This is a genomic window from Terriglobus sp. YAF25 (genome assembly GCF_052113305.1).
Taxonomy (GTDB): Bacteria; Acidobacteriota; Terriglobia; order Terriglobales; family Acidobacteriaceae; genus Terriglobus.
This window is the reverse complement of sequence record NZ_JBFRCY010000287.1, coordinates 1-11,040: the sequence shown is the minus strand read 5'-3', so window position 1 is coordinate 11,040 and position 11,040 is coordinate 1. Positions and strand designations below refer to the sequence as shown.

Below are 11,040 nucleotides of genomic sequence, written 5' to 3'. Positions count from 1 at the left end.
GACTACGCTCCGACGGCTCGCGTTTCACTGGATGGCTCGATTGCCCTTCCTCTGGCGGGCGTCGTCCATGTTCAGGGCTTGACATTGACCCAGGCCGAACACGCCATCGCCGAACATCTGGTTGCGGGGGGGATGTACAACGATCCCCAGGTATCCATCCAAGTCATGGAAACCCCCAATCAGATCATTACTGTTACCGGCGAAACGCGGGGCCTTGCAGGCGTAGTACCAGCTTTGGGGCGCCGGCGTCTTTTTGATGTTATTGCCGCCTCCGGAGGGCTTCTGCCGACCGCAAGCCATGTGGTCACTGTCCTCCGCCCCGGCCAGGATGCACCTTTGGTGATCGATCTCGGCAATAACCCGGCTAACGGTTCGATGGCAAACGTGCCACTCTTTGCGGGAGATACTCTGGTCATCCCAAGAACGGGCGTGATCTATGCTCTTGGCGCATTCAAGTTACAAAGTGCGATTCCGCTCGTCAGCAACTCGCCTCTCACGGTATTGCAGGCAATCGCGATTGCAGGCGGCCCGAACTTTGAAGGTAAACGTGAGGAGACCCGCATTATCCGCACCGAGGGAACGCGCCGCGTCGAGGTAAAGGTCAATATGTCTCGTGTGATTGCAGGCAAGGATCCCGATCCCGTCCTGCAACCGGATGACATCCTCTACCTGCCGACAAGCGGTATAAGGGCCGCGATTCGAGCAGGCGGCATCGCCACACTGATGGGTATTGCACAGCTCTCGTCTTACATCACGCTCAATCACTAAACGCCACGACGTCCATCCAGGAAAGGAGTTCAACGTCCGCATCATGGGTGACCATCAAGTGTCCTCCAGGCGCAAGCTCCGGCTCGCATATCTGGTTACGCATCCGATCCAATATCAGGCCCCCCTGCTCCGCCGTATCTCTCGGGAGCCGGACATTGACCTGACTGTTTATTTCGGTTCGGACTTCTCCGTTCGTGGCTACAAAGACCAGGGGTTCGGCGTTGAGGTGAAATGGGACATTCCTCTCCTGGAGGGTTATAAATACGAATTCCTCCCCAGGATTCTGGACAACGTCTCTTCACCAGATCATTTGCGTCCCCTGAACCGAGGTTTTTTCTCCAGAATCGCCCGGCACGACGTGCTTTGGACCCATGGATACTCCAGCGTGAATGCTCTCCATGCCATGGTGGCTGCCAAGGCGCTCGGGGTGCCGGTCCTGCTGCGGGCCGAGCCATGGATGGCGGACCGGCCGAGAGCCGGATGGAAGCTGGCGATGAAGAAGGCCTACTTTGCGGCTCTGTCGCATCTGATCGATGCGACCCTGCCGATCGGAACGCTGAACAGCCAGTATTGGAGCTATTACTTCGGGGAGGATATTCCCCAGTTCCTCTTTCCGTATGCGGTCGATAACAGTTATTTCCAGCAGCGCGCGATTCCCGCCCGGGAGACTCGCGCGCAGTTGCAACAGGAACTCAACCTGGATCCATCTCGCCCGGTGATCCTGTTCGCTTCCAAGCTGCAGCAGCGCAAGCACTGCGACCATCTGCTGGAAGCTTATCTCCGGCTGTCGCCAGCACCTGGAGTCGATCCGCATCCCTACCTCGTCGTCGTCGGGGACGGAGAACAGCGGGCGAAGTTGGAAGCGCGTGTCAAAGAATCCGGATGTACCAGCGTCCGCTTTGCTGGTTTCCGCAACCAGGCAGAACTGCCCCGTTTCTTCGATCTCGCCAGTGTCTTCGTCCTGCCTTCACGRCATGAACCCTGGGGACTGATCGTCAACGAGGTCATGAATGCCGGACGCGCGGTGATTGTCTCAACCGATGTTGGCTCCCAACGTGATCTTGTAACCGACGGCGTCGAAGGATGCGTCTTTCCGGTTGGTAATATCGATGCACTGACTGATGCCCTGCGGCGTGTTTTTGCGACACCGGATACTCCCGCGGCAATGGGTACTGCCGCCCTGGAGCGCGTCAACCACTGGAGTTTTGAAGAAGATGTGCAGGGACTGCGGCAGGCGCTTGCACACGTTACCGGCAACTTTATCGCCTGAACTGTTTTATTAACTGTTGTCCCTGAGAATCTCTGCCAGACCATGCGCATTCTGCACATCATCCGGACGATCAATCCTGAGGCTGGCGGGCCGGCTGAAGCGGTCCGCACCCTGATCAGCTATAAGGACCTCGGCTATGAAGGGGAAGTCCTTACGCAGGACGATCCGAATGCTCCTTATCTCAAAGGACTGCCCTTCCCCGTGCATGCGCTAGGGCCCGTCAATTCGACCTATGGCTACACCTCGAAGCTGATTCCATGGCTCAAGAAAAACCGTTCTCGCTTTGATGGAGCGGTGGTCAACGGACTTTGGAACTATGGAGGACTCGCCGCCTATCGCGCGCTCCTCGGTGAGATTCCGTATATTGTCTTCCCACATGGGATGCTTGATCCTTATTTCAAGTCGGCGTATCCGCTGAAACACCTTAAGAAGCTTGCCTATTGGCTTTCGGCAGAGTACCGGGTCCTAAAAGGAGCCAACTACGTCCTCTTTACCTCTCAGGCAGAGAAAGAGCTTGCGGAAAAGACCTTCCCCATCTACCAGTGGACCCCGCACGTCGTTCCCTACGGGGCCGACACGCCGCGCATTCAGAAGACTGAGGCGCTTCGGGCTTTTTATGAAGCCGCACCCGATCTTGAAGGCAAACGTTTCCTACTTTTTCTGGGACGAATTCATCCTAAAAAGGGTGTCGATCTCATGCTTGAAGCTTTCGCGCAGACTGCAGCTCTCGATCCCGAGTTGCACCTGGTGATTGCTGGCCCGGATCAGGTGGGATGGCGCCAGGAATTGCAAACTATTGTCGACAAGGCAGGCCTGACCAGCCGGGTCCATTGGCCTGGAATGCTCAAAGGCGCACTCAAATGGGGAGCCTTTTACGCCTGTGAGGCATTCATTCTGCCGTCGCACCAGGAGAACTTCGGCATTGCTGTTGCCGAGGCTCTTGCCTGCGGTAAGCCGGTACTGCTCTCTGACCAGGTGAACATCGCGCCGGACATCAAAGCAGACAGCGTCGGCATGGTGGAGGCCGACACCCTGGATGGGACATTGAACCTCTTCCGTCGCTGGCATGCTCTCTCCGCGGACGAACGCGCGCAGATGTATGAGCAGGCTCCGGTTACTTTTCGTAGACGCTACGATATGAAAGAAAACGCCAAGATCATCCTGAGCCTGTTTGGCAAAGAGCTGAAGAAGCATCCCCTCAACAACTCGGAGAACTAGTGATGGCGAGACAGATCGATTACAAGTCGACAGAGGCTCTGTCTTCTGACACCACGGGCGATCCATATCTTCGCCCTGCCTTCTCTGTCGGAAACCGCCTTAAGCGCCTGGTCTGGAATATCACCTGGCTGCTCTTCTACCGCACCTCACCGCGTCCTTTCCATGCGTGGCGCAGCATGCTTCTGCGGCTCTTCGGCGCAACCATGGGAGCGCACTGCCACTTCTATCCCGGCTCGCGCGTCTGGGCGCCATGGAATCTCATCTGCGGTGAACAGGTAACCCTTGGCGACGGCGCAGAGGTCTACAACCCTTCGCCCATGACCTTTGCCTCCCATGCCATCGTCTCGCAGAATGGCTATATCTGTGGCGCAACCCACGACTACGACGATCCGGCCTTCCCTCTGGTCAGCTACCGCATGCGCCTCGGCGAATACTCCTGGATCTGTGCCCACGCCAACGTCGCTCCTGGCGTCAATGTCGGTGACGGAGCCGTCCTCGGCCTCGCTTCTACCGCTACCCGAGACATGGAACCCTGGACCGTTTACGCCGGTTCGCCCGCCGTCAAGATCAAAGACCGCAAGCGTGTCTACACCACCTCCACACCCTCCGGAGACGAACAGGCATGATCTCCATCCTCATCCTGACCAAGGACGAAGAGAAGAACCTCCCCGGATGCATTGAGTCTGTCCGTTGGTCCGACGATATCCACGTCCTCGATTCCGTCTCCCGCGACAACACCCAGGCCGTCGCTCGCAAACTCGGAGCCATCGTCACCGAGCGCCCCTTCGACAACTGGGCCGCACACCAGAACTGGGCGCTCGCCAATATTCCCTTCAAGCACATGTGGGTCTTCTACCTGGACGCCGACGAATACTGCACACCCAGCCTGAAAGACGCCCTTCTTCAAGCCGTCGCCGCTCCAGGTGAGAACGTCGCCTACCGCATCCAGCGCCGCGACTTCTTCCTCGGCACCTGGCTCAAACACGTGCAGACTTCGCCCTTCTACATACGCCTCTTCCGTCCCGAGTGCATGAGGTACGAGCGCCTGGTCAATCCCGTCTCCATTCCTTCGGGCCCGGTTGCACAGCTCACCGGATACCTCGACCACTTTCCTTTCAGCAAGGGCATCGGCCACTGGATCGAACGTCATAATCAGTACAGCCGCTTTGAAGCCGAGCAGATCGTCGCCAACCGCCGCGCCCAGGGCGAAGAAAGCCCCAAAGTCAGCATCCGTTCAGCTCTCTTCGAGAAGGACTTCCACAAACGCCGCTTCCACCAGAAAGAACTCTTCTACAAGACACCCGGGCGCCCGCTCATCAAGTTCCTGGTCCTCTACGTGCTCAAGAAGGGCTTCCTCGACGGTCGCGCCGGCTTCACCTATGCCACGCTACAGGCCATCTACGAATACCTGATCGTCCTCAAAACCCGCGAGATCGAATACATCGGCCGGCTTTAAGCCTTTATCTCCGCTGCCCGATTCTTCGCCGCAGACGAAGAATCGGGTATCGCGACCATGCGCGACCCATTCAATAAACTCCCAGTATCGGGACTTCAAATCGCTCTGCGAACATCGGCGGAGGCGCGCCTCATACCGACCTAAGACATCGCCCCAGGCGTACAGAATCGTACAGACGCCGAAGACCTGAAGACCCCATACGCGTCACACTTCAATCCTCTTAGTAAAAGCAGAAAAGCGCCCCTTCCTCAGGGACGCTTTTCTGCTTTGCTTACTAAAATTTTTAGCCGCGAAGCTTCGCTAACAGATCTGTGGGGTGCACGGGCTTTGCCAGGATCTCGAACTCCCACCAGCACCTTGGCGCGTGGCTGATTCCCTGTGGTCTCTGTCATGGGGGTGATTCCTTACCTCAAAGTCGAAAAATTTCAACCGGCAGCTTGCACGAACGTACTATCCTGCGCGAAAGCGTCTGACGCGCCCGCTGAAACAATGATACGCTGTCCGCAGCGTCCCCGCTTGCAAGTTGTGAATTTTCAGCAACAAACGGCTTATCAAACCTCAACACTAAAAATCAAGAAGCATGCAGCCAGCCATCATTCGCGCCGAGCGCGTCGAGAAATATTATTCCCAACCGAGCGAGAACCGCATCCAGGTTATCTCGCCGACGGACCTCTCCATCGTTCAGGGAGAGATCATCGCCTTGCTTGGCCCTTCAGGCTCTGGCAAGTCGACCCTGCTGCGCATGCTCACCGGTCTTTCCACGCCTTCGGCAGGGCAAGTCTACTGGCACGAAGCGCCGATCCAGAGCGCGGACGTGAATGTCAGCATCGTCTTTCAGTCGTTCGCACTCTTTCCATGGCTCACGGTTCTCGAAAACATCGAAGCGCCATTGAAAGCACGTGGTGTCGATGCTGCTACACGCCGCAAGCGCTCCCTCAAGATCCTCGACACTGTTGGTCTCGACGGTTTCCAGGCCGCCTATCCCAAGGAGCTCTCGGGAGGTATGCGCCAGCGCGTCGGCTTTGCCCGTGCCCTGGTCGTCGAGCCGGAAGTCCTGTTTATGGATGAACCGTTCTCCGCGCTTGATGTTCTTACGGCAGAGAACCTGCGATCTGAGCTACTAGAGCTGTGGCACAAGAGGACGATTCCGACGAAGTCTATCTTCATCGTGACCCACAACATCGAAGAGGCGGTGCTGCTGGCAGACCGCATCATCGTGCTCGGCCGTAACCCTGGCCACATCCGTACGGACTTCCGCGTCAATCTGGCGCATCCTCGCGATCGTAAGGCGGCTGCCTTTACACAGCTCGTTGACTACATCTACAAGGTGCTTACGCAGCCCGAAGCGCCCGCGCCGGCACTCCCGAATATCAACGGCCGCCGTGTTCGCGATCAGCGCGAGATGAAGTATCAGATGCTGCCCCATGCACGTCCGGGCGGTATTGCAGGTCTGCTTGAGTTTCTGCTCGACCACGGCGGCAAATCAGATATCTATCGCCTGGCCGATGATCTTGCCTTCGAGATCGACGATCTGTTGCCTATCGTGGAAGCTGCATCGATCCTGAAGTTCCTGACAGTCACCGAAGGCGACGCTGCCATCACAGCCCTGGGCACCGAGTATGCCAACGCGGAGATCCTTCGCCAGAAGGAGATCTTCCGTGAAGCCGCGGTAGACAATGTGCTTCTGCTGCGCCAGATCGTTCGCGCACTGCAATCGAAGTCTGATCACACGGTGCCGGAAGACTTCTTCCATGACGAGCACCTTCGCCGATGCTCCGGAGGAAGAGGAGGAGAAAGATAAGCAGGAGACCGGTCTATGATTCAGCTTCCTGCCGGCTTCCATCTGCGGCGTGACACTCTCGCTCGCTCTGTTGTTGTTCGCCGCAGCTGGCCGGTCTTCCTTGACCTCTGCGTCGCGGGTCTTCTGCTGGCTTGTTTTTATGCGGTCGTGCAGATTGCCCGTTACTGGAACTCGACTCCGCGTACGGATTTCGCCATCTCCCTCTCGCCGCATGCATTGCCGATGTATGCGTTCTTCTCGATTGTGCGCATCGGCTTTGCCTATCTGCTGTCGCTTGCCTTCGCGCTGACCTACGGCTACATCGCGGCCTATACGCCCCGTCTCGAGGGCCTGATGCTGGCGTGCCTGGATATCCTGCAATCGATCCCGGTACTCAGCTTCCTACCTGGAGTTATGCTGGCGATGGTGGCTCTCGTCCCCGGCCATCAACTCGGTATCGAGATGGGCCCTATGGCCTGCTAACGATGATCGCCATCATCGTTGCCACGGATCAGCTTCTGTGGAGACCGCTGATTGCGTGGAGCGATAAGTTCAAGTTCGAGCAGACAGAGAGTTCGAACCGAGTCTCCTCGCCGCTACTCCACCTGCTGCAACACTCCACGGCGATTCGTCACCTGCGGCAGCGCACGCTTCGTCCGGTCAGCGAGCTCTTCTACCGCACTTCGTACAAACGCCGCGCAGCACACCACCAGCAGCCTGCTTCGGACTCCACATTGCAGAAGGTGCTCCGCTATGTAGCAGCCGGTTTGGTCATCGGTATCGTGCTATTCGCAGCGACCCACGCCATCGTCTTGTTACGAGAGGTTCAGCCGCGTCAGATTGGCATGATCTTCCTCGGAGCCGGAGCGACCTTTCTGCGCGTCCTTGCTGCGTTGCTGATCGGTTCCGCATGGACCATCCCCGCCGGTGTAGCGATCGGCCTGCACCCGCGCCTGGCCCGCATTGCACAGCCCCTGGCGCAGATTGCGGCATCTGTACCGGCGACCGCTGTCTTCCCTGTGCTGCTGGTTGGGATCGTGAAGGCGGGCGGCGGACTCGGTATCGGATCGATCGCGCTGATGTTGCTTGGAACACAGTGGTACATCCTGTTCAACGTCATAGCTGGAGCGATCGCCATTCCGAGCGATCTGCGTGAAGTGGGCCGCCTCTTCCGCTTCTCGACGGTCGAAAAGTGGAAGGTGATTATTCTGCCGTCGATCTTCCCTTACCTGATCACCGGCCTGGTGACAGCATCCGGCGGCGCATGGAATGCGTCCATCGTGGCCGAGTACTTCCGGCTGAAGAATCAGACCTTGTCCACCTTCGGCCTGGGGGCGCAAATCTCCGCGGCCACGGATGCCGGACAGTTCCCGGTTCTGCTATGGGCAACGATCGTGATGGCGCTGATTGTCGTGACCATCAACCGGCTGCTGTGGCGGCCGATCTACCGGATTGCGGAGACCCGTTACAAGCTCAGCGCGTAAGAAAAGCGGCCATCAGGCCGCTTTTCAGTTGCTGGTTGCTAGTTTCTAGTTGCTAGTGTGCTAAAAGTTCACGCCATTAAATCCGAACGTATCCACCACCCGAAACGCTGAAAAAGCAGCTCCTTCACCGAGCGAACAAGTTTGCTTGAGGACCCCGAACGTTCAGGGGCTCCATCAACTAGCAACCAGGAACCAGCAACTAGGAACTAGTTCGGGTACTTCACGGCACATCCATAGGGCCGCGTTGATGTTACGGCAACCGGCTGACCCGCCATCGCCGCCGTCAGGGCATCGTTGAGATAGTTCTTTGCACCCTTTAGCGTCGCCGGATCAGGCGACGGTTTGTCGTCGATCGCCCCCATATACACGAGCTTTCCCTGAGGATCGATCACGAACATATGCGGTGTCGTCTTCGCGGCGTACAGATGGCCGATAGAGCCCGAGGGATYGAGAACGACTGCTGAGGCAGCGACCTTCATCTTCCTGATGTAGTCATTCTCCTGCGCGGCGGTGACATACCCCTGCTCTCCAGGAGCCGACGAAATAATGCTCAGCCAAACCACACCTTTGTCCGTCCACTGCTTCTGCAGGGATTCCATGTTGCCGCTCTCGTAGTGCTTTCTCTCGAACGGACATCCCTGGTTATGCCACTCCAACACGACCCACTTGCCCTTGTACTGTGAGACCGACTGGGTTTTGCCGTTAGAGTCTGTTCCCTTGAAGTCCGGGGCGGTCTCCCCCGGCCGCACAGCCATCGCAGGCAGCGCCAATCCCGCTGCCAGGCCCAGTACCGCTAGTCGACGAGCTATCATACGCACCTCCGCGTGCCCAATATTCTGCGCCGTGGGCAACGTGTACGGCAACTCCCTCTTGTTGAGCCCGTCCTAGTACACTGGAAGTATGGAGCTTACTGTTTACTCCGCCGGCTGGTGCCGGGACTGCCGCGAAGCCAAGCGCTTCCTCACCAAGCACAATATCCCCTTTACCGAGATCGACATCGAGAGCACGCCCGGAGCGTCCGACGAGGTGATCCGCAATGTCGGCAAACGCGCCATCCCACAGTTCGTACTCAACGGACAGTGGATTCAACCCTATCGCCCGGGCGAAGGCTTCCTGCACGACGAGATGTCAGAACTCTTCGGCGTTACAGGCTGAGTTCGGCCTCTTCAGAGCATTTTCCCTGTTGCTGGGTAGCCCGAAAGAGGAGTGCGGCGGCGTTTTCATTGCGGAAAACGCCCATAGATGCGGAAGCCCTACACCACACCTACAGGGGAAATGCTCCGCCGTCGTCGATCCATTCCACGCGGCAACTCTCGCAGTGCCAGCGGTCGCTGGGGACAGGCACCGGAAAACCGAGCCAGAGGAGAAGGTAGCTCCAACCTTTGCGGATACCCGGGTGGGAGACATCCAGAGAACCGCACTGCGGGCATCGAGGCTGCGGTTCAGGATCTTCCCCATCCGCGACATCCAGTTCTTCCGGAATGGGCGCAGCCAACAGTTCCCTCGCCCGCTCGAGGTCCGCAGGCGCTACCTGCAGACGAATCCATCCAATGAACTGTGAGTAGCCCCAGTCCATCCGGACAAAGTTTTCGTCCTGCAGGAAACACTGGATACCATCGCTCTCCAGCAGACTGCGCGCAATCATGGCGGCGGTCAGATCGCGGAACTTCTCGACATTTACCAGGGCTTCGGCCATGTGCTGCCCAATCTTACCCGAGGATCCCTCGCCTACTGACCCATCTCAGTCCGAAGCTCATTTGCTCATGACCTTTTCCAGCGCCTGCTTGATCTGGGGACCGACGCGATCCAACTCCAGGAGGTGCCGCTCGACAAGGCGCATGAGGATGCGCTCTCCGCGCGGCGTAAGCTTTAACACGACCCTGCGGGCATCAATCAGATCACGCTTGCGAAGCAGCAGGCCTTCTTCGACGGCGCGGCCAACCAGCTCCACCGCGGAGTTATGCTTCAGATACATCCGCTCGGCAACATAGGCGATCGTCGGCTCCGTTGCCGCAAAGATAACCTGCATGAGCTGGTATTGCTGGGCATGAATTCCCTCTTCCGCAGCGGCTTCCTCACTGAAGAAGAGAAAGCCACGCAGAGTGTGGCGGAACTCGACCAGACGTTCAAAGCGGTTTGCGTTCATATTTATATCGTATCACGATATAAATATAGTTAAAAGTTGAAAGTTGAAAGAGTTGAAGCGGTACCGCATGGGCACGGAGAAGCCCATCAACACATCCAGGCTAGGCAACCCGTCGCAGCATCGCTCGTCCAACTGGCTCTCCGGTAAACTAGTGTTTTCAGGGAGAATTTCACGCAATGATCGCGCGCTATACCCGCCCGGAGATGGGCAAGATCTGGTCTGACGAGAGCAAGTTTGGCTCTTGGCTGAAGGTGGAGTTGGCGGCCACAGATGTACTGGCCGAGCATGGCATTGTTCCCAAAGAGGCTGCCGTTGAGCTGCGCGCCAAGGCAAAGTTCGATGTCGACCGCATCCGCGAGATCGAACTGGATACGCGCCATGACGTCATTGCATTTACGACCAACGTCGCCGAGAACGTGGGGCCTGCTTCGCGCTGGCTGCACTATGGCCTGACCTCGACCGATGTGGTCGATACCGCCCAGGCGCYGCAACTGGCAGCTGCCAATGCGATTCTCCGTGAAGGCATCCTGAAGCTGATCCTGGTGCTGAAGCGTCGCGCGCTTGAGTTCAAGCACACGCCGATGATCGGCCGTACGCACGGTGTCCACGCAGAGCCGACTACGTATGGCCTGCGACTGCTGCTGTGGTACGCCGAGATGCATCGCAACCTCAAGCGCTTCGACGCGGCAGCGGAAGATATGCGTGTCGGCAAGCTTTCGGGCGCTGTTGGCAGCTTCGGCCACCTGAAGCCCGAGCATGAAGAGCGCATCTGCGCCTCTCTCGGCCTGCAATCTGCCTCCGTCTCGACCCAGGTGCTGCAGCGTGACCGCCATGCTGCTTATATCGCCACGTTGGCCGTTATCGCCAGCACCCTGGACAAGATCGCTCTCGATATCCGTCACCTGCAGCGCACTGAGG

The 11,040-nt window shown here is 58.0% G+C and carries 13 protein-coding genes; 10 read left to right on the top strand and 3 right to left on the bottom strand.

Features of this window, described 5'->3' with window-relative positions; all coding sequences use genetic code 11:
- The 8 genes from AB4043_RS13345 to AB4043_RS13310 all read left to right on the top strand — a co-directional run.
- Nucleotides 1-768 (top strand): polysaccharide biosynthesis/export family protein (locus AB4043_RS13345; protein ID WP_442307257.1); only part of this gene is annotated, 768 nt, incomplete at its 5' end.
- Between the two features lie 43 nt (nucleotides 769-811).
- Nucleotides 812-2,038 (top strand): glycosyltransferase family 4 protein, encoded by a 1,227-nt coding sequence (locus AB4043_RS13340; protein WP_442307256.1) that lies wholly within the window; start codon nucleotides 812-814, stop codon nucleotides 2,036-2,038.
- A gap of 42 nt (nucleotides 2,039-2,080) precedes the next feature.
- Nucleotides 2,081-3,256: a glycosyltransferase gene (locus AB4043_RS13335; RefSeq protein ID WP_442301237.1), complete on the top strand. Its 1,176-nt coding sequence runs from the start codon at nucleotides 2,081-2,083 to the stop codon at nucleotides 3,254-3,256.
- Nucleotides 3,257-3,258: 2 nt separating this feature from the next.
- On the top strand, nucleotides 3,259-3,882 hold the full coding sequence (locus AB4043_RS13330) for a putative colanic acid biosynthesis acetyltransferase (RefSeq protein ID WP_442301236.1): 624 nt from the start codon (nucleotides 3,259-3,261) through the stop codon (nucleotides 3,880-3,882).
- A complete protein-coding gene (locus AB4043_RS13325; RefSeq protein ID WP_442301235.1) occupies nucleotides 3,879-4,712 on the top strand; it encodes a glycosyltransferase family 2 protein in 834 nt (277 codons plus the stop codon). The genes AB4043_RS13330 and AB4043_RS13325 overlap by 4 nt, the downstream gene beginning before the upstream one ends.
- A gap of 580 nt (nucleotides 4,713-5,292) precedes the next feature.
- Entirely contained in the window at nucleotides 5,293-6,513 is a 1,221-nt protein-coding gene (locus AB4043_RS13320) for an ABC transporter ATP-binding protein (protein WP_442307255.1), read from the top strand.
- 15 nt (nucleotides 6,514-6,528) lie between these two features.
- Nucleotides 6,529-6,975 (top strand): hypothetical protein, encoded by a 447-nt coding sequence (locus AB4043_RS13315; RefSeq protein WP_442307254.1) that lies wholly within the window; start codon nucleotides 6,529-6,531, stop codon nucleotides 6,973-6,975.
- A gap of 2 nt (nucleotides 6,976-6,977) precedes the next feature.
- The gene (locus AB4043_RS13310) at nucleotides 6,978-7,976 is read left to right on the top strand and encodes an ABC transporter permease subunit (protein WP_442307253.1); all 999 of its coding nucleotides are present in this window, start codon (nucleotides 6,978-6,980) and stop codon (nucleotides 7,974-7,976) included.
- 206 nt (nucleotides 7,977-8,182) lie between these two features.
- Here AB4043_RS13310 and AB4043_RS13305 read toward each other — a convergent pair whose 3' ends face one another.
- Nucleotides 8,183-8,788 carry a redoxin domain-containing protein gene (locus AB4043_RS13305; RefSeq protein ID WP_442307252.1) on the bottom strand — a complete coding sequence of 202 codons (606 nt, stop codon included), beginning with the start codon at nucleotides 8,786-8,788 and terminating at the stop codon, nucleotides 8,183-8,185.
- 88 nt (nucleotides 8,789-8,876) lie between these two features.
- On the opposite strand from AB4043_RS13305, the gene AB4043_RS13300 reads away from it, so the two are divergent.
- Nucleotides 8,877-9,131: a glutaredoxin family protein gene (locus AB4043_RS13300; RefSeq protein WP_263418531.1), complete on the top strand. Its 255-nt coding sequence runs from the start codon at nucleotides 8,877-8,879 to the stop codon at nucleotides 9,129-9,131.
- A gap of 109 nt (nucleotides 9,132-9,240) precedes the next feature.
- Here the strand turns inward: AB4043_RS13300 and AB4043_RS13295 are convergent, their stop codons facing one another.
- Complete coding sequence (locus AB4043_RS13295; protein ID WP_442301231.1) at nucleotides 9,241-9,672, bottom strand: putative signal transducing protein; 432 nt, start codon at nucleotides 9,670-9,672, stop codon at nucleotides 9,241-9,243.
- A gap of 57 nt (nucleotides 9,673-9,729) precedes the next feature.
- Nucleotides 9,730-10,122, bottom strand: a complete 393-nt coding sequence (locus AB4043_RS13290; RefSeq protein ID WP_442301230.1) for a MarR family winged helix-turn-helix transcriptional regulator — start codon at nucleotides 10,120-10,122, stop codon at nucleotides 9,730-9,732.
- Between the two features lie 176 nt (nucleotides 10,123-10,298).
- Between AB4043_RS13290 and AB4043_RS13285 the strand changes: the two genes are divergently transcribed.
- On the top strand, nucleotides 10,299-11,040 hold a 742-nt coding region (locus AB4043_RS13285; protein ID WP_442307251.1), incomplete at its 3' end, for a lyase family protein.

Excerpts from the sequence above, each read along its gene's own strand:
- AB4043_RS13335 (WP_442301237.1), top strand. The coding sequence starts at position 2,081 with ATGCGCATTCTGCACATCATCCGGACGATCAATCCTGAGGCTGGCGGG.
- AB4043_RS13330 (WP_442301236.1), top strand. The coding sequence starts at position 3,259 with ATGGCGAGACAGATCGATTACAAGTCGACAGAGGCTCTGTCTTCTGAC.
- AB4043_RS13325 (WP_442301235.1), top strand. The coding sequence starts at position 3,879 with ATGATCTCCATCCTCATCCTGACCAAGGACGAAGAGAAGAACCTCCCC.
- AB4043_RS13320 (WP_442307255.1), top strand. The coding sequence starts at position 5,293 with ATGCAGCCAGCCATCATTCGCGCCGAGCGCGTCGAGAAATATTATTCC.
- AB4043_RS13315 (WP_442307254.1), top strand. The coding sequence starts at position 6,529 with ATGATTCAGCTTCCTGCCGGCTTCCATCTGCGGCGTGACACTCTCGCT.
- AB4043_RS13310 (WP_442307253.1), top strand. The coding sequence starts at position 6,978 with ATGATCGCCATCATCGTTGCCACGGATCAGCTTCTGTGGAGACCGCTG.
- AB4043_RS13300 (WP_263418531.1), top strand. The coding sequence starts at position 8,877 with ATGGAGCTTACTGTTTACTCCGCCGGCTGGTGCCGGGACTGCCGCGAA.
- AB4043_RS13295 (WP_442301231.1), bottom strand. The coding sequence starts at position 9,672 with ATGGCCGAAGCCCTGGTAAATGTCGAGAAGTTCCGCGATCTGACCGCC.
- AB4043_RS13290 (WP_442301230.1), bottom strand. The coding sequence starts at position 10,122 with ATGAACGCAAACCGCTTTGAACGTCTGGTCGAGTTCCGCCACACTCTG.